This is a genomic window from Cognatilysobacter terrigena, from assembly GCF_004361065.1.
Classification (GTDB): domain Bacteria; phylum Pseudomonadota; class Gammaproteobacteria; order Xanthomonadales; family Xanthomonadaceae; genus Cognatilysobacter; species Cognatilysobacter terrigena.
The window spans coordinates 78,422-104,852 of sequence record NZ_SELT01000010.1; the positions used below are offsets into that span (position 1 = coordinate 78,422).

At 68.8% G+C, this 26,431-nt stretch carries 16 protein-coding genes and 1 pseudogene; 11 read left to right on the forward strand and 6 right to left on the reverse strand.

Features of this window, described 5'->3' with window-relative positions:
* Positions 1 to 68: 68 nt before the first annotated feature.
* Positions 69 to 602, reverse strand: a complete 534-nt coding sequence (locus EVS83_RS08025; RefSeq protein WP_133500523.1) for a ferritin-like domain-containing protein — start codon at positions 600 to 602, stop codon at positions 69 to 71.
* A gap of 100 nt (positions 603 to 702) precedes the next feature.
* Between EVS83_RS08025 and hrpA the strand changes: the two genes are divergently transcribed.
* The gene (gene hrpA, locus EVS83_RS08030) at positions 703 to 4,863 is read left to right on the forward strand and encodes an ATP-dependent RNA helicase HrpA (RefSeq protein WP_281275108.1); all 4,161 of its coding nucleotides are present in this window, start codon (positions 703 to 705) and stop codon (positions 4,861 to 4,863) included.
* On the opposite strand, the gene EVS83_RS08035 is transcribed toward hrpA, so the two are convergent.
* Both EVS83_RS08035 and EVS83_RS08040 read right to left on the reverse strand, forming a co-directional pair.
* Positions 4,860 to 5,318 carry a hypothetical protein gene (locus tag EVS83_RS08035; protein ID WP_133500524.1) on the reverse strand — a complete coding sequence of 153 codons (459 nt, stop codon included), beginning with the start codon at positions 5,316 to 5,318 and terminating at the stop codon, positions 4,860 to 4,862. The genes hrpA and EVS83_RS08035 overlap by 4 nt on opposite strands.
* Positions 5,319 to 5,326: 8 nt before the next feature.
* On the reverse strand, positions 5,327 to 5,803 hold the full coding sequence (locus EVS83_RS08040; RefSeq protein WP_246022819.1) for a hypothetical protein: 477 nt from the start codon (positions 5,801 to 5,803) through the stop codon (positions 5,327 to 5,329).
* A 73-nt stretch (positions 5,804 to 5,876) separates the two neighbouring features.
* Here EVS83_RS08040 and EVS83_RS08045 point away from each other — a divergent pair, with 73 nt between their 5' ends.
* Complete coding sequence (locus tag EVS83_RS08045; RefSeq protein WP_133500526.1) at positions 5,877 to 8,042, forward strand: RelA/SpoT family protein; 2,166 nt, start codon at positions 5,877 to 5,879, stop codon at positions 8,040 to 8,042.
* Here the strand turns inward: EVS83_RS08045 and EVS83_RS08050 are convergent, their stop codons facing one another.
* Positions 8,043 to 10,133 carry a glycosyltransferase gene (locus EVS83_RS08050; protein ID WP_133500527.1) on the reverse strand — a complete coding sequence of 697 codons (2,091 nt, stop codon included), beginning with the start codon at positions 10,131 to 10,133 and terminating at the stop codon, positions 8,043 to 8,045.
* A gap of 132 nt (positions 10,134 to 10,265) precedes the next feature.
* On the opposite strand from EVS83_RS08050, the gene mrcB reads away from it, so the two are divergent.
* From mrcB to tsaB, 4 genes are read left to right on the forward strand one after another with little or no spacing between them, the layout of a single operon-like run.
* The gene (mrcB, locus tag EVS83_RS08055) at positions 10,266 to 12,731 is read left to right on the forward strand and encodes a penicillin-binding protein 1B (protein WP_133500528.1); all 2,466 of its coding nucleotides are present in this window, start codon (positions 10,266 to 10,268) and stop codon (positions 12,729 to 12,731) included.
* Positions 12,728 to 13,249 (forward strand): hypothetical protein, encoded by a 522-nt coding sequence (locus EVS83_RS08060; RefSeq protein ID WP_133500529.1) that lies wholly within the window; start codon positions 12,728 to 12,730, stop codon positions 13,247 to 13,249. Before mrcB ends, EVS83_RS08060 begins: the two co-directional genes overlap by 4 nt.
* A 1-nt stretch (position 13,250) precedes the next feature.
* Positions 13,251 to 15,290, forward strand: coding sequence for a DNA repair helicase YoaA (yoaA, locus tag EVS83_RS08065; RefSeq protein WP_133500530.1), 2,040 nt, complete (start codon positions 13,251 to 13,253; stop codon positions 15,288 to 15,290).
* Positions 15,291 to 15,308: 18 nt separating this feature from the next.
* Positions 15,309 to 16,013, forward strand: a complete 705-nt coding sequence (gene tsaB / locus EVS83_RS08070) for a tRNA (adenosine(37)-N6)-threonylcarbamoyltransferase complex dimerization subunit type 1 TsaB (RefSeq protein WP_133500531.1) — start codon at positions 15,309 to 15,311, stop codon at positions 16,011 to 16,013.
* A gap of 39 nt (positions 16,014 to 16,052) precedes the next feature.
* On the opposite strand, the gene EVS83_RS08075 is transcribed toward tsaB, so the two are convergent.
* On the reverse strand, positions 16,053 to 16,931 hold the full coding sequence (locus EVS83_RS08075; RefSeq protein ID WP_133500532.1) for an energy transducer TonB: 879 nt from the start codon (positions 16,929 to 16,931) through the stop codon (positions 16,053 to 16,055).
* A gap of 4 nt (positions 16,932 to 16,935) precedes the next feature.
* Positions 16,936 to 17,883, reverse strand: coding sequence for a glutathione synthase (gene gshB / locus EVS83_RS08080; protein WP_133500533.1), 948 nt, complete (start codon positions 17,881 to 17,883; stop codon positions 16,936 to 16,938).
* A 172-nt stretch (positions 17,884 to 18,055) separates the two neighbouring features.
* On the opposite strand from gshB, the gene pilG reads away from it, so the two are divergent.
* From pilG to EVS83_RS16055, 5 genes and pseudogenes are all read left to right on the forward strand, one after another.
* A complete protein-coding gene (gene pilG / locus EVS83_RS08085; protein ID WP_115644740.1) occupies positions 18,056 to 18,454 on the forward strand; it encodes a twitching motility response regulator PilG in 399 nt (132 codons plus the stop codon).
* An 18-nt stretch (positions 18,455 to 18,472) separates the two neighbouring features.
* Entirely contained in the window at positions 18,473 to 18,838 is a 366-nt protein-coding gene (locus tag EVS83_RS08090) for a response regulator (protein ID WP_133500534.1), read from the forward strand.
* Between the two features lies 1 nt (position 18,839).
* Entirely contained in the window at positions 18,840 to 19,388 is a 549-nt protein-coding gene (locus EVS83_RS08095) for a chemotaxis protein CheW (protein ID WP_133500535.1), read from the forward strand.
* A gap of 30 nt (positions 19,389 to 19,418) precedes the next feature.
* Complete coding sequence (locus tag EVS83_RS08100) at positions 19,419 to 21,440, forward strand: methyl-accepting chemotaxis protein (protein WP_133500536.1); 2,022 nt, start codon at positions 19,419 to 19,421, stop codon at positions 21,438 to 21,440.
* A 114-nt stretch (positions 21,441 to 21,554) separates the two neighbouring features.
* Positions 21,555 to 26,431: pseudogene (locus tag EVS83_RS16055) on the forward strand (Hpt domain-containing protein); the annotation flags it as partial.

Genomic DNA, 26,431 nt, shown 5'->3' on the forward strand with positions numbered 1-26,431 from the left:
GGTAACCCTCGTCCGTAAACGAAAAGGCCGGCATCGCGCCGGCCTTTCGTCTCCTCACCCGGTGCCACTTACTGCAGCAGCGAGCGCAGCATCCACGCGTACTTCTCGTGCGTCTGCAGGCGCTGCGTCATCAGGTCGACGGTCGGATCGTCGCCCGCCTCGTCCGCCCGGTTCAGCACGCTGCGCGCGGTACGGCACACGCCCTCATTGCCGGTGACCAGCTGGCGCACCATCTCGCGCCAATCGATGGTCTCCGTCAGGCCCGGTTCCTCGGGCAACGAGCTCAGGCGGATGAACTCGGCGTACGAGCCCGGCGCATTGAAGCCCAGCGCGCGGATGCGCTCGGCGATGTCGTCTAGTGCGCCCCACTGCTCGGTGTACTGGGTCTCGAACATGACGTGCAGGGTGTTGAACATCTGGCCCGTCACGTTCCAGTGGAAGTTGTGCGTCTTCAGGTACAACGTGAATGCGTCGGACAGGAAGCGCGACAGGCCCTCCGCGACCGCCTTGCGATCGTCCTCCTCGATCCCGATATTGACTGCGGGCATGCTGCCGGCGACCTGCACGCCGCCGTTGCCGTTCGTTTCGGTTCCCTTCTGCATCTGCCTTCTCCCGACGTCTTGCCGTGACTCCGGCCAAAATAGGGCGGACGACCGGCCGTTGTGAAATCGAATTTTCGTCTTGAACCGATCCACGCCCTCTATCGATCCGCGCGACCTCCAGACCGCGCGACGCCGCCTCGACGACGCGATGACGCGCGATCGCGGCCGCCTGCACGGGCTGTGGACGCGGTGGAACCAGTCCCCGGACGATGCGGCGCGACGCGAAGCGTTCGAGCGGGCGCTCGCGGTGTCGATCGCCCAGCGCGAAGCCCGTGCGCGGAACCTGCCCACCGCGACCGTCGACGAATCGCTGCCGATCGCGGCGGAAGCCGAACGCATTGTCGATCTGATCCGTGAACACCCGGTCGTGGTGATCGCCGGCGAAACCGGCTCGGGCAAGACCACGCAGATTCCGAAGCTCTGCATCGCCGCCGGGCGTGGCGCCGCGGGCGTGATCGGCTGCACGCAGCCGCGCCGGATCGCCGCGCGCGCGGTCGCGCGCCGCGTGGCCGAGGAGCTGCAGGTGCCCATGGGCGGGGCGGTCGGCTACCAGGTGCGCTTCACCGAAAACGTCGGCGAGGACACCGTGGTCAAGTTCATGACCGACGGCATCCTGCTCGCCGAGATCCAGTCCGACCGCTGGCTCTCGCGCTACGACACGCTGCTCATCGACGAAGCGCACGAACGCAGCCTCAACATCGATTTCCTGCTCGGCTATCTCAAGCAGCTGCTGCAGCGGCGCAAGGACCTGAAGGTCATCATCACCTCGGCGACGATCGATACCGCGCGCTTCGCCGCGCACTTCGAGAACGCGCCGGTGGTGAGTGTCGAAGGCCGCGGCTATCCCGTGTCCGTGCGGTACCGGCCGTTGGAGGGCGAATCGGATGCGAGCACCCCGTCGGGTGCGCGTCGTGCGCTGCTTGCCGAAGAAGCCTCGCGCGACGGCGCGCGCACGGTGAACGAAGCCATCGTCGCCGCCTGCGACGAAATCACGTCGGAAGATGCGCGCGGCGACGTGCTGATCTTCCTGCCGGGCGAACGCGAGATCCGCGACGCGCACCAGGCGTTGGAGCGTCGCAAATACCGCCACACCGAAGTGCTGCCGCTGTATGCGCGCCTCTCCGCGCGCGACCAGGACCGCGTGTTCAATCCCGGCCCGCAGCGCCGCATCGTGCTTGCGACCAACGTCGCCGAGACGTCGCTGACCGTGCCGCGCATCCGCTACGTCGTCGATCCGGGCCTCGCGCGCGTCAAGCGCTACAGCCCGCGCGCGAAGCTCGACCGCCTGCACATCGAACCGGTGAGCCAGGCCAGCGCCAACCAGCGCATGGGCCGGTGCGGGCGCGTGTCGGAAGGCACGTGCTATCGCCTGTATTCGGAAGCGGATTTCCAGTCGCGCGCCGAGTTCACCGATCCCGAGATCCGCCGCGCGGCGCTCGCGGGCGTGATCCTGCGCATGCTCGCGCTGGGCCTCGGCCGTATCGAAGACTTCCCGTTCCTCGAACCGCCCGACCCGCGTGCAATCGCGGACGGTTGGCAACAGCTCGCCGAACTCGGCGCCGTCGACACCGATCGAAAGCTGACCCCGATCGGTCACGCCATGGCGAAGCTGCCGGTCGACGTGAAGCTCTCGCGCATGCTCGTCGCCGCGAACACGCACGGCGTGCTGCACGAGCTGCTGGTGATCGCCGCGTTCCTCGGCATCCAGGATCCGCGCGAGCGTCCGTCGGACCAGCGCGCCGCGGCGGACAACGCGCACGCGCAGTTCGCCGATGCGCGCTCGGAGTTCGTCGGCATCCTCAAGCTGTGGGACGCCTACGAGCAGGCGCATGCGGATCTGACGCAATCCAAGCTGCGCGCGTGGTGCGAGAAGCACTTCCTCGGCTTCCTGCGCATGCGCGAATGGCGCGAGCTGCATCGCCAACTCAAGCTGATGGCGCAGGAGCTGGGCTGGGCGACGGGGCGCGACGATGCATCCGTACCGGCCGCATCCATGGCCGCACCGCGGGCACCGGATCGCGACACGCCGTCGAAGCGCGCCACGCGTGGACATGCGGCCTTGCCGCTCGCTGCGCGAAGCGTCGCTGCAACGTCCGCCACGGCGAATGCAACTGACGCGTCGAGCGGCGACACGCGAACGTCGGATGCGGCGGGTGATACCGCATCGCCCGGCGCGAAAGCCGCCACGCAGCACTTCACCAAGCTGCACCGTGCGATCCTCGCTGGCCTACCGACGCAGGTCGGCCAGCGCACCGACCGCGGCTACGACGGCCCGCGCGGTCGCAAGTTCCAGCTGTTTCCGGGTTCTGCGCTCGCGAAGAAGCCACCGCCGTGGGTGCTGTCGGCGACGCTGCTCGACACAGAGCGCGTCTGGGCGCTGACGAACGCCTCGATCGAACCGCAGTGGGCGATCGACGAACTGTCGCACCTGTTGTCGCGCCGGCAGAGCGATCCGCGCTGGGCGCGTTCGCAGGGCCGCGTCATCGGCAGTGAGCAGATCTCGCTGTTCGGCCTCGTCCTCGCACCCAAGCGGCCGATCCACTACGGCGCGATGTTCCCCGAGGAGAGCCGCGTCATCTTCGCGCGCGATGCGCTGGTCACCGGCGAGATCAACACGCGCTCGGTGTTCCTGAAGAAGAACCTCGCGACCTACCAGAAGGCCAAGGACGAGGAAGCCAAGCAGCGTCGTGCCGGCCTCGTCGTTGACGAGGAGTGGATGGCGCAGTGGTACCTCGACCGCATTCCTTCGCACGTGCACAACACGCAGGCGCTCGACGCGTGGTACGCCAAGCTGCCGGCGAACGAGAAGGCCGCGCTCGAGTGGTCGCTCGACGACCTCATGATCGGCGAGGCGAGCACGGCGTCGCGCTTCCCGCCGTTCCTGCGCATGGGCGATGTGCAGCTCGCCGTGAAGTACCGCTTCGAGCCCGGTGCGGCGGACGACGGCATGACTATTGCCGTCCCGCTGCACCTGCTCAATGCGCTGGACGCGCCGCAGCTTTCGTGGCTCGCGCCGGGTTTCGTGGGCGACAAGGCCGCGGCGCTGATCCGTTCGCTGCCGAAGGCACAGCGTCGCAACTACGTGCCGGCGCCGGATTTCGCGAAGGCGTTCGCTGAAGCGCATGGCGCGTGGTCGAACGGACGACCGGTCGAACCCGATGACATCAAGGGCACGCTCGCGCGCTTCCTGTCCAAGCTCACCGGTGTGCAGGTGGCCGCGACGGATTTCGACGAGGCATCCATCGAGCTGCATCTGCGCACCAATCTGCGCCTGCTCGATCGTGACGGCCGCCGCGTGCTCGCGGAATCGCGCGACCTCGACGACCTGCGCGAACGCTTCGGCACGATGGCTGCCGATGCGTTCGCGGAGAAGGCGTCGAGCGGACTCGCGGCTGAAGGCCTGACGACATTCCCGTCGACGCCGATTCCCGCGACCGTGCGCGGCGCCGGCGGCGTGCCCGCGTTTCCCGCGCTGCACGACGACGGCGACAGCGCGTCGCTGCAGGTCTTCGCGCAACGCAGCGAGGCCGAACGCGAACATCCTGCAGGCGTGCGTCGTCTGTTGCGTCTCGCACTCGCGGACCGCATGCGTCAGGCGCGCAAGCAGTTGCCGGTGTCGCCGAAGACGGCGCTGCTTTACGCAGCGATCGAATCCGCCGCGCCGCGCTCGGGCGAGGCCGCGTCGCTCAAGGAAGGCGATCGCCTGCGGCTGGACCTGGTCGAAGGCGCATTCGATGCGCTCACCGCCGACGGCCTGGGTGCGATCCGCGACAGCGACGCATTCGACACGCGGCGCGAGCAGATCGCGAAGGGCATGTTCCCCGAAGCCACCGAGCGCCTGCGTCAGGCGGAAGCGATCCTTGCCGCGGTGGCCGAAGTTCGCGCCAAGCTGGAAGCACCCCTGATGGGCTGGGCGAGCGGCAACCTCGACGACATGCGCGCGCATCTCGCATCGCTTACGCCGCCGGGGTTCCTGCGCGACACGCCCGCGGCGCTGCTGCGCGAATACCCACGCTACCTCAAGGCGCTGTCGCTACGCGCCGAACGCGCACTGCGCGACCCGGCACGCGACCAGGCCCGCATGCTCGAACTGCGCCCCTTCGCGCAGGCGCTCGATGCCGCGAACAGCGACGAGCCGGAATGGCAGGACTTCCGCCAGGACCTCGAAGAGCTGCGCGTTTCCCTGTTCGCACAGGAACTCGGCGCACGCGGTGGCGTGTCGCCGAAGAAGCTTGCGCAGCGCCTCGCGCAGTTGCGTTAGCGGGCGCGACGTACGCTCGCCACGACCGGCTGGCCTTCGACGTGCATGTACCAGCCGCTGAGCAGGCCCGGCTTCACAGTGACGCGCGGCGAATCGACGGCACGGGTGTTGAAGCTGCCGCCGGTCACCTGCCAGCGCGAGCCGTCGTCGAGCGTGAACACCGTTCCGGTGTCCCAGCCCGTGAAACGACCTGCGATGCGGCCTTCGACGACCGCACGCCCGTTCTCCTGCGCCGCTTCTGCGTGAGCGCGCTTGACCGTTGCGGACACGTCGGACGAGAGGATTGCGTTGAGCGCACTGAGCTGCGTCGGCGACAGTTGGTCGAGCCCCGTGTCGTGCATCTGCGCAGGTGTCAGGCGCTGCTCGATGGGGACATAGACCGGCGGCGCCGCGGACACCGAAAACGCGAAGGCGAATACCGCGATGGCGGTGATCAGACGAATGCGTGCGTGCATGGCTCGCCTCACTTCACGCGCGCGACTTTGGCGCGGGTCGCATAGCCCTGAACGCTCATGTACCACGCGTTGCCGACGACGCTCGGCGTGATCACGACGTTCGGGTGCGTGAGCTTCACGCCGGCCAGGCTGGCTTCGTCGACCTGGCGCCAGACCTGCCCGTTGTCGAGCGTGTACGTGCGGCCCATGCCGAAGCCGCGGAACTCGCCGGTCACCGCCGACTTGATCGGGTCCACCGTACCGAAGTTGAAGAAGCCGCGATTCTCGTCTTCGACCTTCTTCTTTGCCGTCGCCGCGGCCTTCTGCGTCTCGGTTTCGATCGTGCGGCCGAGCCACGTATTCAGGCGCGCGAGTTCGTCCGGCGAAAGCTTGTCGAGGCCCGCGGCCTTGAACTCCTCCGGCGACATCTGCTGCTGGATCGGCGGCTGGGCGGCGACGGCCGCGCCCGTGCAGGCGAGGGCGACGGCGAGGACGAGGGCACGCATGCGAACTGGAGCCATGAACTGTTCCTCCGGGCGGTTGCGGGCTAGTGTAGACCGCTCCGATTGCCGGCTTTGCATGAACGCGCCGTCGTCCCCACCGACGCACCGCCTCGCCGACGCGCTCGCGCATCCCGCAGCGTCGGCGCTGGCCGCGCCTGTGCGTGAGGCGCTCGAGCGCGCGGATGTTCCGATGCTCGACGCCCTGGCGTGGACGCTGGTCGATTCGACGCTCGCGTCCCTCGCCACGCTCGGCGCCGACGGCGACATGGTCGCGGCCGCGCTGGTGCACGACTGGCCGGGGCTGGCCGACGCGCTGAATCCAACGCTCGCGACGCGCTTTCCCGGCGTCGCGACGCTGGTCGACAGCCAGCGCGCCGCCGAGCCCGTCTCCGACCTGCATGCGCGGCATCCCGGCGGGCGCGGCAGCGAGGGCCTGCGCAGGCTGCTGCTCGCCATGGTGCGCGACCTGCGCGTCGTGCCGATCCTGCTCGCGCGCCAGCTCGCGCGCATGCGCCAGGCCGCATCGCTGCCCGACGACGAGCGTCGCGCGCTCGCCGCGCTCACCCGCGACATCCACGCGCCGCTGGCGAATCGTCTCGGCATCTGGCAGCTGAAATGGGAGCTCGAGGATCTCGCGTTCCGCTTCCTCGAGCCCGCGACGTACCAGCAGATCGCACGCCTGCTCGACGAGAAGCGCGTCGCACGCGAGCGCTACATCGAGGACGTCAAGCAGACGTTGCGTAACGCGCTCGACGCGCAGGGCATTGAGGCCGACGTCGCCGGCCGCCCGAAGCACATCTATTCCATCTGGAAGAAGATGCAGCGCAAGAACGTGCCGATCAGCGAGCTCTACGACCTGCGCGCGGTGCGCGTGCTCGTCGACGACGTCGCGGCCTGCTACGCGACGCTCGGCATCGTGCATGCGACGTGGGTGCCGATCCCGAGCGAGTTCGACGACTACATCGCACGCCCGAAGCGCAACGACTACCGCTCCCTGCACACCGCCGTGGTCGGCCCGGAGGGCAAGACGCTCGAGGTGCAGATCCGCACGCACGACATGCATCGGCAGGCGGAGCTCGGCGTCGCCGCCCACTGGAAATACAAGGAAGGCGGCGGGCCGGGCGGATCGAGCGCGAACGCCGCCGCCGCGTTCGAACGCAAGATCGCGTGGATGCGTCGCCTGCTCGATGCCGCAGGCGAGGAGGGCACGCTCGCGAGTGAGCTCGACAGCGAACTGGTCGAAGATCGTGTCTACGTGCTGACGCCGAAGGGCGAGGTCGTCGATCTGCCGAACGGCGCGACGCCGCTGGACTTCGCGTATCACGTGCACACGGAGGTCGGGCATCGCTGCCGCGGCGCGAAGGTCGACGGCCGCATCGTCCCGCTCGATCACAAGCTGCGCAGCGGTGATCACGTCGAGATCCTGACCGGCAAGGTGTCGGAGCCGCGGCGCGACTGGCTCGTCGCATCGAACGGCTTCCTCGCGAGCGCGCGATCGCGCGAGAAGGTGCGGACGTGGTTCAACCGCCTGGATCGCGAGCGCAACGAGCAGGCCGGTCGCGACATGCTGGAGAAGGAGCTGCGACGCCTGTCGCTGCTCAATGCCGACCTCGCGCCTGCTCGCGAACGGTTCCACGCCGAAAGCGACGACGATCTTTATGTCCTCGTCGCGCTCGGCGACGTCGGCCCGCACCAGGTGGGGCGTGCGCTGCTCGAACACGAGCGTGCGGCGCGTGATGCCACGCCGACACCTGCGGTGCCTGCGCCGTCACGCGACACCGGACGCGCGCGCAGTCGCGAAGGCGAGTTCACGGTCGAAGGCGTCGGCAACCTGCTCGTGCAGCTCGCGCGGTGCTGCCAGCCGCTCCCGGGCGAGGCGATCGTCGGCTATCTGACGAAGGCGCGCGGCGTGAGCGTGCATCGGCCTGATTGCGCGGCATTCCAGCGCCTCGCCGCCGCACAGCCGCAACGCGTCCTGCCCGTGGAATGGCGACGCGCCGGCAGCATCTACGACGTGGACGTCGAGCTCGTCGCGCTGGATCGCAAGTGGCTGCTCAAGGAAGTCACGAATGCGATCGCGCAGAACAGCGTCGGCGTCGGCGGCCTCAACACGGAGCACGAACGCGGCGGGTCGCGCGTCATCATCCGCTTGCGCTTGCGCGTGGCCGATTACGGCCAGCTGTCGACGGTGCTCGGCAAGCTTGCGGCCTTGCCGGGCGTGGAGCAGGCGCGACGGGCCTGATCAGTCGAGTTCGAGCGCGCGCCGAACCGCGTCACGCGCGGCGTCGGCGGAGAAATGCCGGCGCACGTTCTCAAGTCCGCTGACGGCGAGGCGATTCCAGAGCGACGCATCGTCGTACACGCGCAGCACCGCATCCGCGAACGCCTGCGGCGTGTCGGCGACCAGCACGTCCTCGCCGTCGTGCAGGTGCATGCCCTCGACGGCGCAGGACGTCGCGACGACCGGTTGGCCATGCGCCATGCTGAGGTTGACCTTGCCTTTCACGCCTGCACCGAAGCGCAGTGGCGCGACCGCAACACGCGCGCCATCCATGTAGGGCGCGAGGTCGGCAACGTGCCCGTGGACGCGCACGCCGTCGACCTGCGCGAGCGCCTGCACTTCGACCGGTGGCTGCGCACCGATGCAGTGGAAGGCGATGTCGCTTCGTTGCGCACGGATCTTCGGCCAGACCTCGCGCACGAACCACAGCACGGCATCGACGTTCGGCGGATGGCGGAAACCGCCGACGAACACCAAGTCACGCCGATCGGTGAAGGCGTGCCCTGCACCCGCGATGTCGTGCACGTTCGACACCACCTCCACGGCGGCGTCCGCTGCCTCGCTGCGCAACAGGTCGCGCTCGACATCGCTCACCACCAAGGTGACGTCGCTGCGACCGATCACGTCGAGTTCCGCGGCGCGCGTGCGATCGGCTGCGCGCAACGCGGTTGCATCGTTTGCGAGTTCCGCCGCGCGTCGTTCGCGCAGGAAGTGCAGGTCGACCGTGTCGAACACGATGCGGGCGCCGGGAGCGGCTTTGCGCACGATCGGCAGCACGGATTGTGCAACCGGGTAGCGGCATAGCCAGGCCGTGTCGAAACGTCGGCCATGGCGTTGCATCCACCGTGCAATGCCGCCGGTCGAGGCCGTGTCCCAGGCTTCGACGCCCAGTGCGCGCAGGCCTGCGAGCGTCGCATCGTCGCGACCGGGCCCGACCTGCACGAACGCAACGTGCACGCCGTCGCCAATCATCAGGCGCATCAGGTTGACCAGTCGCAACGAACCGGAATCGCGCTGCGGGTCCGGAAGGTGTTCGTCGACGATCACGACCGAGCGGGCGCGTCCGAACGCGGCGACATCCGGATCGCTGCCGGGCGTAGGTCGCAGCGTCAGCGCATCGCGCCATTTCTCGGCGAACTTCGTCCGATTGGCGACCTGATAGGCCTTCATGCCGTGTCGCACGTCGGTGCCCGCCGTGACGCCTTCGCAATGCACGACCACCGATGCGGGCTGCACGCGCACGCGCAGTCCACGGGCCCGGACGGCGAACGCGAGGTCGGTGTCTTCGTAATACGCCGGGCGATAGCGCGTATCGAAGCCACCGATGGCATCGAAGAGCGCACGGGGAATCGCGAGTGCCGCGCCCGAGACGTAATCGGTCTCGCGCACGACCTCGAAGCGTGGATCGGCGGGATCGTCGAAGCGCCCGTAGTTCCACGCGCTCGCGTCGCCGAAGACGAGGCCGCCGGCTTCCTGCAGCCGGCCGTCCGGATAGACGAGCTTGGCGCCGGCGATCCCGGTGTCGGGAAACGCATCGAACGTCGACAACAGTGCGTCGAGCCAGCCCGGCTGCGGCACGGTGTCGTTGTTGAGGAAGACGAGCACATCACCGCGTGCGATCGACGCGCCGTCGTTGCAGGTGTCGATGAAGCCGCCGTTCGATGCGCGCCGCTGATAGCGGACGCCCGCGATCTGCGGGAGAAGCACCGACGTGTCGTCGCTCGATGCATCGTCAACAACGATGACCTCGTGCGGTGTCGAGGGCGGGTGTTCGGCCAGCGCGCGCAGGCAGGTGAGCGTGTGCTCGACGTGGCTGTAGACCGGGATGACGATGCTGGCGCGCGGCGTGTCGTGGGTCGCGAGCGTGAAGGGCGTGAAGGCCGCGGGCGCCGGGTGGTACAGCGTCGCCGAGCGTGGCCGCGGTGTCGGCCGGACGTGGTCGCCAATGCGACGCAGCGTCGGGGCGAGCCCGCGCTGGCGCAGGCTCGTGGCAGCTCGCCGCGCCAGGCCGACCGCACGCACGAGTGAATAGCGCAGTTCGTCCCAGCTCATTCCGGGGCGATTTCCGACATGCGCATGGCTCTCCAACTGACCGTGAACCGGGCTTCGCGGGCGGGCAGGCCGCCGGGGCGCCTGCGCTAGACTCCCGGCAGGCGGGCGCCAGGCCCTTCATTCTCGCATTCCGTGGCCCGAATCGATTACGACGAAGACGACGACACCGCCGACACCGGCGGCCGCCCCCGTTGGCGCCGCCGAGTGTTCACCCTCGCGCTGGTGCTGGTCGGACTCGCGCTGGGCTTCCTGATTCCCTACGTCACCTATCTGAACCACGAGGTGGGGCAGCGCTTCGGCCAGCTGCGCTGGCAGCTGCCGACGCGCGTGTATGCGCGTCCGCTCGAGGTCGCGCCGGGCGTGGTGATGGATGCGGCCACGCTGAAGACGGAACTCGACGCCGCGGCGTATCGCCCCGGCGACGGCGTGCGCGAAGGGACGTATTCGCAGCAGGGCGGACGCTGGACGATCGCCTCGCGCGGCTTCGCCGACGTCGACGGCGTGGTGCCGGCGCGTCGCATCGAAGTGATCCTGTCGGGCGGCAAGGTGATGAGCGTGCGCGACCCGGCGCTCAAGCGCGGCCTGCGCGCGCACCGCCTCGATCCTGCCCGCATCGCGACGCTGTACGGCCAGAAGCAGGAAGAGCGCCGCCTCGTGCGCATCAACGAAGTGCCGGATCTGCTCGTGACCGGTCTGCAGGCCGTCGAAGACCGCGACTTCAACCATCACATCGGCATCGACTTCACCGGTCTCGCGCGTGCGGTGCTGGTCAACGTGCGCAGCGGTGAGAAGCGCCAGGGCGCGAGCACGCTGACGCAGCAGCTCGCGCGTTCGGGCCTGCTCGGCATCGGCCAGGAACAGACGTTCACGCGCAAGTTCAAGGAAATCATCTACGCGCTGCTGATCGACGCGCGCTACGAAAAGAGCACGATCCTCGAGGCCTACTTCAACCAGGTCTACCTCGGCCAGCACGGCTCGCAGGCGATCCGCGGGGTCGCGGCGGGTGCGGAGTTCTGGTTCGGCCGCGATCTCAAGGACCTCAACACCGAGCAGATCGCGCTGCTGATCGGCATCGTGCGCGGCCCGTCGTACTACGACCCACGCGAGCATCCCGACCGCGCGCTCGAGCGTCGCAACTTCGTGCTCGACAAGATGCTCGAGACGCAGCTGATCACGCAGGCCGAGCACGATCGCGCACAGAAGGCGCCGCTCGGCGTGACGGCGAATCCGACCACGCTCGCACCCAACCGCTTCCCGGCGTACGTCGACCTCGTGCGCCGCCAGCTCGCACGCGACTATCCGTCCGAAGGACTGGTGGGCGCCGGCCTCAGCGTGATGACGGCGATGTCGCCGTCCGCACAGGCGTATGCCGAAGGCGCGGTGACGAAGACGCTGAAGCAGTTGCAGACGCCGAAGCGCCCGCAGCTCGAAGCCGGTGTCGTCGTCACCGACGTGCATCGCGGCGAAGTCGTCGCAGCGGTCGGCGCGCGCGAATTCACCGAGCACGGTTTCAATCGCGCGGTCGAAGCGCAGCGTCCCGTCGGTTCGCTGCTCAAGCCGTTCGTGTACCTGCTCGCGCTCGCGGATCCGTCGAAGTGGTCGCTCGCGAGCTATGTCGAGGACGCACCGATCACGGTGAAGATCCCGGGCAGCAAGCCGTGGTCGCCGGGCAATTCGGACGGGCGCAGTCACGGCACGGTGCGCGTCGTCGATGCGCTCGCGCTGTCGATGAACCAGGCGACGGTGCGCGTCGGCATGCAGGTCGGACCGCAGCGCCTGGCGGATCTCATCCGCACGCTGGCGGGCATCGAGATCGAGGGCAACGTCAATCCGTCGCTAATCCTCGGTGCGGTCGATGAAAGCCCGTACGCGATGGCGCAGCTGTACCAGTTCCTCGCGTCGGGTGGGCAGATCCAGCCGTTGCGCGCGGTGCGTGGCGTGCTCGATGCGAACGGCCGCGCGCTCAACCGCTACGACAAGGCGTCCGCGCCGGCGCAGCCGGGCGACGCCGTCGCCGCGCATCTCGTCACCTACGCACTGCAGCAGGTCGTGAACCGCGGCACCGCGCATCCGCTGATCGCCGACGGCCGCGGCAATCTGTCGCCGGCCGGCAAGACCGGTACGTCGAACGACGGCCGCGACAGCTGGTTCGCGGGTTACACCGGCGATCACCTCGCAGTGGTCTGGGTCGGCAACGACCAGAACAAGATGACGGGCCTGTACGGCGCGACCGGCGCGATGCGCGTGTGGTCGTCGCTTTTCGCCCACCTGCCGTCGGCGCCGCTCGTGGTCCCGGAAGAGGGGCTCGACTGGGAGTGGGTCGCCGGTAGCAACACGACCGATCCGGGCTGCCCGGGCTCCACGCGCTTCCCCTTCGTGCCGGGCTATGCGCCGGGTCGCACGGCCTGCGTGTACGGCTCGCCGAATCCGGTGTCCGACGGCAGCGAGGCGCCCGCCGACCAGCCTCAGGACAGCGGTGGCGGCTTCTGGAATTCGCTGTTCGGTCGCGATCGTTCCAACGAGCCCGACCCCGCCAAGCGCGTGCCGCCACCGTCCGATACGGCGCCCGCGCCGCCGCCGCCCGGAGGCGGTCGATGAAGCGCCTGTTGTGCGCGCTCGTGCTCGCACTCTCCGGATGCGCAACCGCACCGCCGCCGGCACCACCTGCACCCACGTTCGATGCCGCCGCGGTGGTCGGGGCGATCCGCGCGGCCGGCGCGGCGGTCGCGACCGAAGTGGAGGTGCAACCGCTGCAGGATCCGCTCGTCGCCGACTTGCGCGAGCAGGCGCGTCGCGACGAGCAGGCCGGCCGCATCGCCGACGCCGCCACCGCGCTCGATCGCGCGCTCGCCGAGCGTCCTCAGGATCCGGCGCTGCTGCAGGAACGTGCGGAACTCGCGGTGCTCGAGCGTCGCGTCGACGCCGCGTTCGATCTCGCGCAGCGTTCGCATTCGCTGGGCCCCGCGGTCGGTCCGCTCTGCCGTCGCGCGCTCGAAACGCTGGTGCAGGTCGAGCGCATTCGCGCCACGGCAGGCGATGCCGCAGCCACGGCCCGCGCCACCGCGTTCGCGCAGCAGCGCGACGCCTGCACGGTCAAGCCGCCGCCGCGGTACTGAGATGACGTCGAACCGCCTGGCCGATGCGAGCCGCGCGGCGCTCGCGGACGGCGGGCTGCTGGCGTCGGAGATCGAAAGCTTCCGTGCACGTCCCGCGCAGCAGGACCTGTCCGCGGCGATCGCGGATGCCTTCGACACGCGCGGCACGCTGCTCGCCGAAGCAGGCACCGGCACGGGCAAGACGTTCGCGTACCTCGTGCCAGCACTGCTGTCGGGCAAGAAGACGATCATCTCGACCGGCACACGCGCGCTGCAGGACCAGCTCTATCACCGGGACCTTCCGCGCGTGCGCAACGCGCTCGGCGTCGGCCATACGAGTGCGCTGCTCAAGGGTCGTGCGAACTACCTCTGCCACTACCGCATGCGGCAGGCGCAGGGCGAGCCGCGGTTCAGCAGTCGCGAGCAGGTCGCGCAGTTCCAGCGCATCGTCGCGTGGTCGGGCCGTACGCGCATGGGCGACCTCGCCGAACTCGCGGACCTGCCCGAGGACTCGCCGCTGCATGCGCTGGTGACGAGCACCGCGGAGAACTGTCTCGGCACCGAATGCCCGTTCTATTCGGAATGCTTCGTGGTGTCGGCGCGTCAGCGTGCGCAGGCCGCCGACGTGGTGGTCGTGAATCATCATCTGCTGCTCGCGGACCTCGCGCTCAAACAGGAAGGCTTCGGCGAGATCCTGCCGGGCGCCGAAGCGTTCGTGATCGACGAGGCGCACCAGCTGCCGGAGCTCGCGGCGCAATTCTTCGGCGAATCGCTGAGTGCGCGTCCGCTGGTCGAACTCTCGCGCGATGCGCTGCTCGAATGCCGGCAGGTGACGGGCGCGCTGGCGACGGTGCAGGGCCCTGCGAGCGATCTTGAACATCGCGTCCGTCAGCTGCGAAGTGCGATGGACGAACTGCCGGTGCGCGGTACGCGCCGACGCGCCCACGAGGTGCCCGCCGTCGAAATCGCATTCGATGCGCTCGACGACGCACTGGCCGCGATGCAGGACGCGTTGCGTCCGCTGTCGGCCAGTTCGCCCGGTTTCGACAGCTGCCTCGCCCGCGCGAACGAATTCCGCGAGCGCCTGTCGCGCTGGCGGAACGAGGCCGACCACGACACCGTCGATGTCGAGACCACCGACGACGTCGAAGCCGACGACGAAGGCGAGCCGAAAAAGCGTCGCAACGACGGCAGCGTGCTCTGGTACGAACTCACCGCCCGGGGCTTCCGTCTCTCGCGCACGCCGCTCGACGTCGCCGCGCCGCTCGCGCAGCACCGGGCGCGCACGCAGGCCGCATGGGTATTCACGTCGGCGACGCTCGCTGTCGGCGGCCGCTTCGAGCACTTCTCGATCAAGCTGGGGCTGTGGCAGCCGCAGACCATGCTGGCGCCGAGTCCGTTCGACTGGAACACGCAGGCGCTGTGCTACGTGCCGAAGAACCTGCCGGAGCCGGCGTCGCGTGATTACACGAATGCGATCGTCGATGCGGTGCGGCCGGTGCTCGAAGCATCGGGCGGTCGCGCGTTCCTGTTGTTTGCCTCGCACCGCGCGTTGCGCGAAGCGGCCGAGCTGCTGAAGGACGGCCCGTGGCCGCTGTTCGTGCAGGGCGAAGCGCCGCGTTCGGTGTTGCTGGAGCGCTTCCGTGCGTCGGGCAACGGCGTGCTGCTCGGAGCGGCGAGTTTTCGCGAAGGCGTCGACGTGGCGGGCGATGCGCTCAGCGTCGTCGTGATCGACAAGCTGCCGTTCGCGGCCCCGGACGATCCGGTCTTCGAAGCGCGGCTCGATGCGATCCGTCGCAACGGCGGCAATCCGTTCCGCGACGAGCAGCTGCCGCAGGCGGTGATCGCGCTGAAGCAGGGCGTCGGCCGCCTGATCCGCACCGAGACCGATCGCGGCGTGCTCGTGCTCTGCGATCCGCGCCTGGTGACGAAGCAGTACGGCAGCGTGTTCTTCAACTCGCTGCCGCCGTTTCCGAAGACCCGCAGCGTCGGGCATGTGCAGGCGTTCTTCGGCACGGACGACGCCACCACGCCGCAGCCGTCGCTGCTCGGCACCGCCTGAAGTGCGACCATTCGCGCCATGAAACTGCTCGCCTTCGAAACCGCCACCGAAGCCTGCTCCGTCGCGCTCGCCATCGATGGCGAAATCGTCGAGCGCTACGAGATCGCGCCGCGGCGCCATGCCGAGCTCGCACTGCCGTGGGCGGACGCGGTTCTCGCCGACGCCGGCATCGCGCGCTCGCAGCTCGACGGCATCGCGGTCGGCCGCGGACCCGGCGCGTTCACCGGTGTGCGGCTCGCGATCGCGATCGCGCAGGGTGTCGCGCTGGGTCTCGATCGTCCGCTCGTGCCGGTGTCGACGCTCGCGGCACTCGCGCGTCCCGCCGCGCGCGCAAATCCCGGTGCGCCGGTGCTCGCTGCGATCGATGCGCGCATGAGCGAGTTGTACGTCGCGCGCTATCGGTGGACTAACGAGGCGCTCGAAGCGATCGGCGACGAAGCGCTGACGACGGCAGAGAACGTCCACATCGAGGGTACGGGTTGGCACGGTGTCGGCACCGGATTCGCCGCACAGGACGGCGCACTCGCGACCCGCCTCGCACTGCAGCTTGCGAGCGTCGACGCCGCCGCGCTTCCACACGCCGCCGACGTGGCACGCATCGCACTGCATCTCGTCGCGAACGGCGGTGCCATCGCGCCCGAGCGCGTCGAGCCGGCATACCTGCGCAACAACGTCGCGCTGACCCTGGTCGAACAACAGGCGCTTCGCGATTCGCGGAAGTAGCGCTGCCGTCTGCGCATAACATAGACAGCTCAACTGCGATCAGTCGTCGACCATCCGTCCTTCGGGACGGAACCACCACGTGCGCGTGACGTGCAGGATGTCGGGATCTTCCTTCGTGCGCGGTAGCGGCGCGTAAGGTTCGGCGAGTCGCGCGATGCGCGTCGCCGCCTGGTCGAGCGCGGGAATGCCGCTGGACTGCACGATGTCGGTTCGCTCGACGCTGCCGTTGCGGCGGATCGCGATCGTGATGACGACCTGGCCCGACAGATGGTGACGACGGATTTCGTCGGGATAGTTGAGGTTGCCGACGCGTTCGACGCGATTCACCCAGTCGCGCAGATACGTCGCCCACACATATTCCTGCGTACTCGCCGACACGAACTTGCGCTTCGGGCGCTTGGCGTAGCGCACCGATCGCAGCTGGATTTCCGCGGCGAGGCGCGCCATGCGTTCGTCGCGCTCGATGCGTTCGTCACCGACGGGCGCGGGCACCGGCGTCGGTGTTGGTGCGGTCTGCGCCTGGGGCGCGGTCGGCGTGCCGCGCGTGCTGCTGACGATGCGCGCCTGCGGCGGCGGGGCAGGCGCGGGGGATTGCGCACGCAGTTCGCGCGGGGCGACGCCCGGTTCTGGCTGCGGCGATGCGCCCGTCTGCGCTTCATGCGGGCGCGTCGTCTTTTCCTGTTCGCCGCCGCCCTGGTTGTTCGCCTGCGCGAGGAAATCCGCCTGCTTCGGCGTCAGCGCGCTCTGCGTTTCGGTGAAGATGACATCGAGCGTCGGCACGACCGGCGCGGCTTTTTCGGGCGCGAAACCGATCGCGAAGATCACGAAGAGATGTACGCCCAGCGAGATCGCCATCGTCCAGCCGAGTCGATGCGACTCGATCAACGGCGGATCGTGCGCGGGCCCGACAGTCGTCATGCGCTCAGTGCGCCTTCGCCTCGATCACGTCGAACAGCAGGCCGGCGATGTTCACTCCGAATTGCGCATCGAGTTCGCGGATGCACGTCGGGCTGGTGACGTTCACCTCGGTGAGGTAATCGCCGATCACGTCGAGGCCGACGAACAGCATGCCGCGCGCCTTCATCTCCGGGCCGACCTGCGCCGCGATCCAGCGATCGCGCTCGGTGAGCGGACGACCTTCGCCACGACCACCCGCCGCGAGGTTGCCGCGGAACTCGTCGCCCTGCGGAATGCGCGCGAGGCAGTAGTCCACCGGCACGCCGTCGACGAGCAGGATGCGCTTGTCGCCCTGCGTGATCTCCGGGATGTAGCGCTGCGCCATTGCGAAATGCCGGCCGCTCTCGGTCAGCGTCTCGAGGATGACGTTGGTGTTCGGGTCGCCGTGGCGCGCGCGGAAGATCGAGCGGCCCCCCATGCCGTCCAGCGTCTTGAGCACCGCTTCGCCATGTTCGGCGACGAAGGCCTTGAGGGCGGATGCCTCGCGACTGACCAGCGTCGGCGGGCAGCACTGCGGGAATTCGAGCGCGGTCAGCTTCTCGTTCATGTCGCGCAGGCCGCGCGGATCGTTGACCACCAGAGCGCCCGCGCGCTGCGCAAGGCCGAGCACCTGGGTGTCGTGGAGGTAGTTGGCGTCGACCGGCGGGTCCTTGCGCATGAGGACGACGTGACCCGCACCCAGCTCAACCTGTGACGCATCTCCCAGTTCGAACCATCCGCGCGGATCGTCGGCAACCTGCAACACCGAAACGCGTGCCATCGCGCGACCATCGCGAACAGACAGGCCTCCCGGCATGACGTACAACAGCCGGTGGCCGCGGCGCTGGGCTTCCAGCAGCATCGCGAAGGTCGAATCCTTGGCGATCTTGATGGAGCCGATCGGGTCCATCACGACGACGATGTCGAGGGGCATGGTTCAAGCCGCGGTCGGGGCTGCCGATGGTAGCAGTGGGGCAGGTCGCACCTGACCAAAAGTGCCAGTTTCTTCAGTTTTGTCGTGACGAAAATTGCCTGCTTGACAGCCCTTGCAGGGCTTGAAATAAAGGCTTTACGCGCCACCAGACGTGGCGCCGGGGGATTTACGAATGCAGGATGACGCCCGCAACGGCAGCTTGGGCGGCCTCAAGGTCATGGTCATCGACGACTCGAAGACCATTCGCCGAACGGCCGAGACGCTGCTCAAGCGCGAGGGCTGCGACGTGGTGACGGCCTCGGACGGCTTCGAGGCGCTGGCGAAGATCGCCGATCAGAACCCGCAGATCATTTTCGTGGACGTGATGATGCCGCGGCTGGACGGTTACCAGACCTGCGCGCTCATCAAGAACAACCAGAGCTTCAAGTCGACGCCCGTGATCATGCTGTCCTCGAAGGACGGCCTGTTCGACAAGGCGCGCGGCCGGATCGTCGGCTCGGAGCAGTACCTCACCAAGCCCTTTACACGCGAAGAACTGCTCGACGCGATTCGCAAGCACGTCAACGCCTGACCGGGGGGAAGGGCACCAATGGCACGCATTCTGTTGATCGAAGACTCGCCGACCGAGTCGGCGGTCATGACCCAGCTCCTCGAGCGCAACGGCCACCAGGTCATGACCTCGGGCAGCGCCGAAGACGGCATCGAGACCTGTCGCCGCGAGCGTCCGGACCTCGTCCTCATGGACGTCGTCCTGCCCGGCATGAACGGCTTCCAGGCCACGCGCGCGCTGTCGCGTGACGCCGAGACCAAGACCATCCCGGTGCTGATCGTCAGCACCAAGGGCATGGACACCGATCGCGCCTGGGGCCTTCGCCAGGGTGCGAAGGACTACATCGTGAAACCGCCGCGCGAGGACGAACTCATCGCGCGCATCAACGAACTGCTGGGCGCCTGACATGAACCTCGCGATGAGCCCGTTCGAGGTGCTCGTCGACTACGAGCGCCGCTCGCTCGCGCACGTCGCGGGCCTGCCGGAACAGCTCGACGCGCCCGGCCTGTGGCGCGGCGTCGGCTACCGCATCGGCTCGCGCCGCCTCGCCTCCGAATTCGGCGAGGTGCGCGAGATCCTGACCGTTCCGCAGATCACGCCGGTGCCCGGCACGCAGCCGTGGATGCTCGGCGTCGCCAACGTCCGCGGCCAGCTGCTGCCGATCGTCGACATGAAGCAGTTCCTCGAAGGCGAGCGCACCGTGCTGCACGAGAGCCTGCGCGTGCTGCTCGTGCGCCAGTCCGGCGGCGACGTCGCCGTTCTGGTCGACGAACTGTTCGGCCAGCGTTCGTTCGTCGAGGAGCAGATGCTCGACGACGAAGCGCTCCAGCCGTTCGCGCAGGGCCGCTATGCCGGCTTCATCGATCGCGCCTACCACCTGGGCGAGCACGACTGGGCTGTCTTCAGCCTCGACCGCCTCGCCCGTACTCCCGAATTCCGACAAGCCGCCGCCTGACGGCCCAGCACGAAGACCTGAGGTTCAACCATGAGCACCACGATGGATAACGTCGCCGGCAAAGGCCGTGACATCAAAGTCAACACCTGGGTCGCGTTGCTGATCGGCTCGCTGGTCGTGCTCGGCGCGAACGTCGGTTACGCGTCGTACAAGGCCGGTCGACTGAGTGGCGCGAGCTCCTCGGCGTCGGAACTGCAGGTGCTCTCGCAGCAGCTCGCCGTGCGCGGCAACGAGGCGGTCGGTGGTAACACCGAAGCGTTCAAGGCCTTCCGCGACACCAAGGACCGCATCGAGTCCGACGTCGCCAAGCTGCAGACGAGCTACGGCGACGACAGCCGCGCCGGCAGCGCCGTGCAGCAGGTGGCCTCGCGCTGGAACGAGATCAAGCCGGGCGCCGACCAGGTCGTCCAGGCGGAAGACGCGATCACCGGCGTCGCCACGCACGCCGAATCGTTCAACAAGAACCTCCCGAACTTCCAGGCCACGCTCGACGAACTCGTCCGCGCGATGTCGGCCTCGGGTTCGCCGTCCTCGCAGGTCTACATCGCACTGCGCCAGGTCGTCGTTTCCGGAACCATGGCCCGCCGCATCGCGGAAATCCGCAGCGGCGGCCCGGGCGCGCAGGCCGCGGGCGAAGCGCTCGGCCGCGACGCCAACCTCTTCTCGACGGTGCTCGCCGGCCTCCGCAAGGGCGACGACGCGAACCGCATCCTGCCGCTGACGGCGGGTCCGGCCGTGTCGCAGCTCGCCGCGGTGGAGCAGCAGTGGTCCGGCATGAAGAAGGACCTCGACGCGATCACCGCCTCGTCCCGCAACCTCGTCGGTGCGCAGACCGCGGCCGCGTCGATCTCGGCGAAGTCGGGCGACCTGCTCAGCGATTCGCAGAAGCTGTTCGGCGCGTTCACCTCGATCGGTTCGATCAAGGACACCAGCCTGCTCGGCAACATCTGGATCTCGATCGGCGCCGGTCTGCTCACGCTTCTCTCGATCGCCGGCCTGCTCCTCGCCCTGAACAAGCAGCAGCAGCGTCGTTACCAGACCACGAAGGAACTCAACGACCGTAACCAGGAGGCCATCATGCGCCTGCTGGACGAAATGGGTTCGCTCGCAGAAGGCGACCTGACGGTGAAGGCGACGGTCACGGAAGACATGACCGGCGCGATCGCGGACTCGATCAACTTCGCAGTCGAACAGCTGCGCAGCCTCGTGCAGACGATCACGGACACCTCGGTGCAGGTCGCGGCCAGCGCGCAGGAAACGCAGGCCACCGCCATGCAGCTCGCCGAAGCCGCGGAGCACCAGGCGCAGGAGATCGGCTCGGCCTCGGAACGCATCAACGAAATCGCGGCGAGCATCGACCAGGTTTCGAAGAACTCCGCGGAGTCCGCGGAGGTGGCGCAGCGCTCGGTGCAGATCGCGACGAAGGGCGCGGGCGTCGTGCGCCAGACGATCCAGGGCATGGACTCGATCCGTGACCAGATCCAGGAAACCTCGAAGCGAATCAAGCGCCTCGGCGAGTCGTCGCAGGAAATCGGCTCGATCGTTGAACTGATTAACGACATCTCGGAACAGACGAACATCCTCGCGCTGAACGCGGCAATTCAGGCCGCCTCGGCTGGTGAAGCGGGCCGCGGCTTCGCGGTCGTCGCCGACGAAGTGCAGCGACTCGCAGAACGCGCGTCGAACGCGACGAAGCGAATCGAAACGCTGGTCCAGACGATTCAGAGCGATACGAACGAAGCGGTGTCGTCGATGGAACAGACGACCTCGGAAGTTGTCGCGGGTGCACGCCTCGCCGAAGACGCGGGCACCGCGCTGGGCGAGATCGAAAAGGTTTCGACCGACCTGTCGAACCTCATTCAGGGCATCTCGACCGCCGCGCAGCAGCAGTCGCACGCCGCGTCGAGCATCACCCAGACGATGACCTCGATTCAGTCGATTACGGCGCAGACCTCGCAAGGTGCGAGCCAGACGGCGGCGTCGATTGGAAACCTCGCGCAGCTGGCGGCGGACCTTCGCCGTTCGGTCGCCGACTTCAAGCTGCCGGCCTGACCGCGCACGGACATCCGAAGAAATGACTTGGCACGCACCTGACCGCCGCTGCGGCGCGACCGCGCTCCCGACCGGGAGCGCTACGCGCACGGACGCCCAGGCGCGAGGTGCACGATGATCGCGATGCGCGAAGTGATCGATACGACGACCCTCGGCTGGATCAAGCCGGAACTCGACGAAACCCTCCGCCTCGCGCGGCAGGAAATCGAAGCGTTCCTGGAAGATCCGACCGATTCCGCGCGCCTGCGCCACGCACCTGCACCAGGTGCGCGGCACGCTGCACATGATCGAGCTCGACGCGCCCGCGATGGTCGCGACCGAGATGGAGAAGCTCGCGTACGCACTGCAGTCGGGTGAAGTCGCGGATCGCGACGAAGCCTGCGCGGCGCTGCTGCGCGGCGTCGTCCAGCTGCCGGACTACCTCGAGCGCCTGCAGGGCGGCCATCGCGACATCCCGATCGTCCTGCTGCCGCTGCTCAACGAGCTGCGCGCCGCGCGCGGCGAAGCGGGGCTGAGCGAAAGCGTGCTGTTCGCGCCGGATATCGACCGCCCGGTGCCCGCCGCCGGTGGCGATACGGGTGTCGACGCGCATGCCGCGACCGAACGCCTGTCGACCGCGCTCGCGGGCTGGCCGGAAACGGGCGAGCCGAGCGATGCGCACAGCCTCGTCGGCGCGATCGGCGAGCTCATGCGCGCCGGTGGCGACGAAGCCCACCAGCGCATGCTGTGGGTCGCCGAAGGCGTCGCGATGGCGATCGCCGACGGCGCGATGCCGACCAGCCGCGGCCTGCGTCAGGCGTTCGCGGGCGTCGAGCGCGCCGTGCGTGAAACCTCGCAGGACGCGATGGCGCTGCCGACCGGCGAACTCGCCGCGGACGCCACGCGCCAGCTGCTGTACCACGTCGCCCACAGCGGTGCCTCGCATCCGCGCCTGGACGACATCCGCGAGACCTTCGATCTCGACGCGCAGCGGCCGAGCGAAAGCGAGATCGCGCATGCGCGCGGCTCGCTGAGCGGTCGCAACCGCGCGCTGCTCGACACCGTGTCGGCGGCGATCAAGGAAGACCTGATGCGCGTCAAGGACGCGCTCGACATCCATCTGCGCACCGGTCGCATCGACGTGGCCGAACTGCGTCCGCAGGTCGATGCGCTGACGCAGGTCGGCGACACGCTCGGCATGATGGGCCTGTCCACCGCGCGCGGCGTCGTCATGCAGCAGCGCGATGCGATGGCCGACGTTGTCAATGGGCGCCGCACCGCGGATGAGCATGCACTGCTCGATATCGCGGGCGCGCTGCTCTATGTCGATGCCTCGCTCGACGACCAGGTCTCGCGCCTCGGCCTCGAAGACCAGGACGATGGCGACAACGCACTCGCGCGCGAGTCGCGCAAGGTGCTCGACATCGTCGTGCGCGAAGCCATTGCCAACTTTGGTGACGCACGCCAGTCGTTCGTCGCGTTCGTCGAGACCGGCTGGGACCACGCCGAACTCGCCGAAGTGCCGCGCCTGCTCGACGAAGTCGCCGGCGCGATGCGCATGGTCCAGCTGTCGGCGCCGGCGGAATACCTCGACGCCATCGCGCGCTATTCGCAGCGCGAGCTGATCGATCGCCGCCACGTGCCGACGAGCGCCGAACTCGACGCGCTGGCCGATGCGCTCGCCAGCCTCGAGTATTTCCTCGAAGCGCTGCGCGACCATCGCCCGAATCGCGACGGCATGCTCGACATCGCGAAGTCGAGCCTCGAATCGCTGCATTACTGGCCGGTGCCGGCCGCGCCGGAGCCGGTCGAAGTGGCCGCGCCGGTCGAGGCCGAGACCGCGGTGGATGAAGCGATCGCCGAGACGCTGCACCCCGAATCGATCGACGCATCGGCCGAGCCGATCGTCGCCGCCACGCAGGACGAAGCGATCGTCGAGCACATCGCCGAGTCGTTCGCCGTCGGCGACCTGCAGGCGCGCGAGGAAGAAACGCCCGTCGTGCACGAGCCGGTGGCGATCGACGCCACGGCGATCGACGCGATCGAGCCGGTCTCGGTGGCGCCGGTCGGCGTGATCTACGGCGGTTTCGAAGCCAACGCCGACATCGACGACGACATCCGCGAGGTCTTCCTCGAAGAGCTGTCGGAGGAGATGGACAACCTGGCGTCGATGCTTCCCGCATGGAAGGCGATGCCGGAGGAGCTGGAGCGCCTGCGCCCGGTCCGCCGCGTCTTCCACACGCTCAAGGGCAGCGGCCGACTCGTCGGCGCGAAGGTGCTCGGCGAGTTCAGCTGGAAGATCGAGAACATGCTCAACCGCGTGCTCGATGGCACGCGTCCGCCGAGCCCGGCGGTTGCGGCGATCATCGATCGTGCGGTCGAAACGCTGCCGCAGTTCCACACCGCCCTTGCGGGCACGGCGTCGGTGACCGCGGATCTCGCCGGCATCGAGGCGGTCGCCGATCGCCTGGAGAAGGGCGAGGAAGTCTTCTACGCGCCGAGCGAAGCCGCAGCGCCCGTCGTTGCGCCGGTGGTGGAACCGGAAGTCGAAGCTGCGCCCATCGCGGTCGTGCTGCCGGTCGAAGATCCGGGCGAGCCCGCGTACGTCGACCCGGTGCTGCTCGAGATCCTCGCGACGGAAGTCGACGGCCACCTCGTCACCATCGACGACTGGCTGGAGAACGCCCGTCGCGAACCGCAGCGCGCGGAAGACCGCCTGCAGCGCGCGATCCACACGCTCAACGGCGCGTTCGCGATGACCGAGGTGCCGGTGATCCCGGCGATCACCGGTCCGACCGAGGCCTACATCAAGCGTCTGCTTGCTGCCGGTGTGCCGGCGACGCACGAAGGTGTCGAGGCGATCGCGGAGGTCGCCGATGCGATCCGCGTGACGCTCGCACGCCTGCAGGCCGACCGCCCGCACGTGCCGCGTTTCGAAGGGCTTGCCGAGCGTGTCGCCGCGCTGCGCGACAGCCTGCCGGACGCACGCCACGCCGCGCCGATCGATCCGGTCGAGGCGTCCGCTGCGGACGACTTCGCGCAGCTCGAAGCCGCGCAGGTCGAAGCCGAACGTCTCGCCGCGGAAGAAGCCGAACGCCAGCGCGTCGCAGAAGAAATCGCGCGCGTCGACGCCGAGCGCGTCGCGGCCGAAGAAGCCGAGCGTGCCGAACAGGAGCGCCTTGCCGCCGAGCGCGCCGAAGCCGAGCGCCTTGCCGCGGAAGAAGCCGAAGCACAGCGCGCCGCCGAAGAAGCGGCGCGGGCCGAAGCCGAGCGTCTTGCTGCGGAGCAGGCCGAAGCCGAGCGTCTGGAGCAGGAGCGCATCGCGGCCGAGCAGGCCGAGATCGAGCGTCTAGCCGCCGAGGCTGCCGAAGCGCAGCGCATCGCCGACGAAGCCGCGCGTGCGGAAGCCGAGCGCCTCGCGGCGCTGCAGACCGATGCCCAACGCGCCGCGGCGGAAGCCGAGCGCGCCGAGCAGGAGCGCCTGGCCGCCGAACAGGCGGAAGCCGAACGTCTCGAACAGGAGCGCATCGCCGCGGAGCAGGCTGAGGCCGAACGTCTTGCCGCCGAACAGGCGGAAGCCGAGCGTGTCGAGCAGGAGCGCATCGCGGCGGAGCAGGCGGAAGCCAAACGCCTCGAACAGGAACGCATCGCGGCCGAGCAGGCCGAGGCCGAGCGTCATGCCGCCGAGCAGGCGGAAGCCGAACGCCTCGCCGCGGAAGAAGCCGCGCGTGCGGAAGCCGAGCGTGTCGCAGCCGAACAGGCCGAAGCGCGCCGCGTCGAAGAGGAACGTCTCGCCGCGGAGCGCGCGGAGCGCGAACGCGTCGAAGCCGAGCGTGCGGAAGCCGAGCGCGTCGAACGCGAACGTGCCGAAGCCGCGGAGCGCGAGGCCGCGCGTCAGGAAGCGCAGCGTGCCGAGGCCGAGCGTCTCGAACGCGTGGCGGCCGAACACCGCATGGCGGAGCAGGTGCGTGCGGCGATCGCCGCCGCGGCCGCCGCAGCGCAGTCCGGCGCGGCGATGCCGGACAGCGTCACCGACGAAGCCGACCCGGACGCGTCGCTCGACCTCACCGGTCTGGATCCGGAACTCGTCGACATCTTCGTCGAGGAAGGCGCGGATCTTCTCGACCATTCCGACGGCCTGCTCGCGCAGCTACGCCAGCAGCCGGACGAGCGCGAAACGCTGGTCGGCCTGCAGCGCGACCTGCACACGCTCAAGGGCGGTGCACGCATGGCCGGCATCATGGCGGTGGGCGAACTCGGCCACGTCATGGAATCGCTGCTCGAATCGGTCGTCGAACACCGCGGCGAACTCGGTCGCGACGGCATTCCGCTGCTGGAGCAGGGTTTCGATCGCCTGCATGCGATGGTCACGCGCGTCGGCGAACGCCGCGCGATCGGCATGCCGTTCGCGCTCATCGCGCAGTTCGAAGCGCGTGCGCGCGGCGAACGCATCGCGATGCCGGCATCCGTCGCGCAGCAGCCTGCGGCGCCTACGCCGGTCGCCCCGCAGCCGGTCACCGACCTCAAGCCGCTGTCGGCGCCGATCGGCGAGCAGCCTGCACTCACGGACGACGACGACATCGCCGTCCGCGCGCCGCAGGAGCAGGTGCGCATCCGCGCCGACCTGCTCGATCGCCTCGTCAATTACGCCGGTGAGGTCGCGATCTATCGCGCCCGCCTCGAACAGCAGCTCGGTGCGTTCCGTTCCGCCATCGGCGAAATGGAAGCGACGAACACGCGTATGCGCGACCAGCTGCGTCGTCTCGAAATCGAGACGGAAGCGCAGATCGTCGCGCGCTACCAGCGCGAGGACGTCGAAGCCTCGTTCGACCCGCTGGAGCTCGACCGCTTCTCCACGCTGCAGCAGCTGACCCGCGCGCTCTCCGAGTCCGCGGCCGACCAGACCTCGCTGCAGGCGACGTTCGACGATCTGACGCGTCAGTACGAAACGCTGCTGCTGCAGCAGTCGCGCGTGTCGTCCGAACTGCAGGAAGGCCTCATGCGCACGCGCA

Coding starts and splice junctions, on each gene's coding strand:
- EVS83_RS08060 (WP_133500529.1), top strand. CDS start 12,728: ATGAAGCGCCTGTTGTGCGCGCTCGTGCTCGCACTCTCCGGATGCGCA.
- EVS83_RS08100 (WP_133500536.1), top strand. CDS start 19,419: ATGAGCACCACGATGGATAACGTCGCCGGCAAAGGCCGTGACATCAAA.
- EVS83_RS08050 (WP_133500527.1), bottom strand. CDS start 10,133: ATGAGCTGGGACGAACTGCGCTATTCACTCGTGCGTGCGGTCGGCCTG.
- EVS83_RS08095 (WP_133500535.1), top strand. CDS start 18,840: ATGAACCTCGCGATGAGCCCGTTCGAGGTGCTCGTCGACTACGAGCGC.
- EVS83_RS08040 (WP_246022819.1), bottom strand. CDS start 5,803: ATGCGTGCCCTCGTCCTCGCCGTCGCCCTCGCCTGCACGGGCGCGGCC.
- yoaA (WP_133500530.1), top strand. CDS start 13,251: ATGACGTCGAACCGCCTGGCCGATGCGAGCCGCGCGGCGCTCGCGGAC.
- gshB (WP_133500533.1), bottom strand. CDS start 17,883: ATGCCCCTCGACATCGTCGTCGTGATGGACCCGATCGGCTCCATCAAG.
- EVS83_RS08090 (WP_133500534.1), top strand. CDS start 18,473: ATGGCACGCATTCTGTTGATCGAAGACTCGCCGACCGAGTCGGCGGTC.
- EVS83_RS08025 (WP_133500523.1), bottom strand. CDS start 602: ATGCAGAAGGGAACCGAAACGAACGGCAACGGCGGCGTGCAGGTCGCC.
- pilG (WP_115644740.1), top strand. CDS start 18,056: ATGCAGGATGACGCCCGCAACGGCAGCTTGGGCGGCCTCAAGGTCATG.
- EVS83_RS08035 (WP_133500524.1), bottom strand. CDS start 5,318: ATGCACGCACGCATTCGTCTGATCACCGCCATCGCGGTATTCGCCTTC.
- EVS83_RS08075 (WP_133500532.1), bottom strand. CDS start 16,931: ATGACGACTGTCGGGCCCGCGCACGATCCGCCGTTGATCGAGTCGCAT.
- EVS83_RS08045 (WP_133500526.1), top strand. CDS start 5,877: ATGAACGCGCCGTCGTCCCCACCGACGCACCGCCTCGCCGACGCGCTC.
- tsaB (WP_133500531.1), top strand. CDS start 15,309: ATGAAACTGCTCGCCTTCGAAACCGCCACCGAAGCCTGCTCCGTCGCG.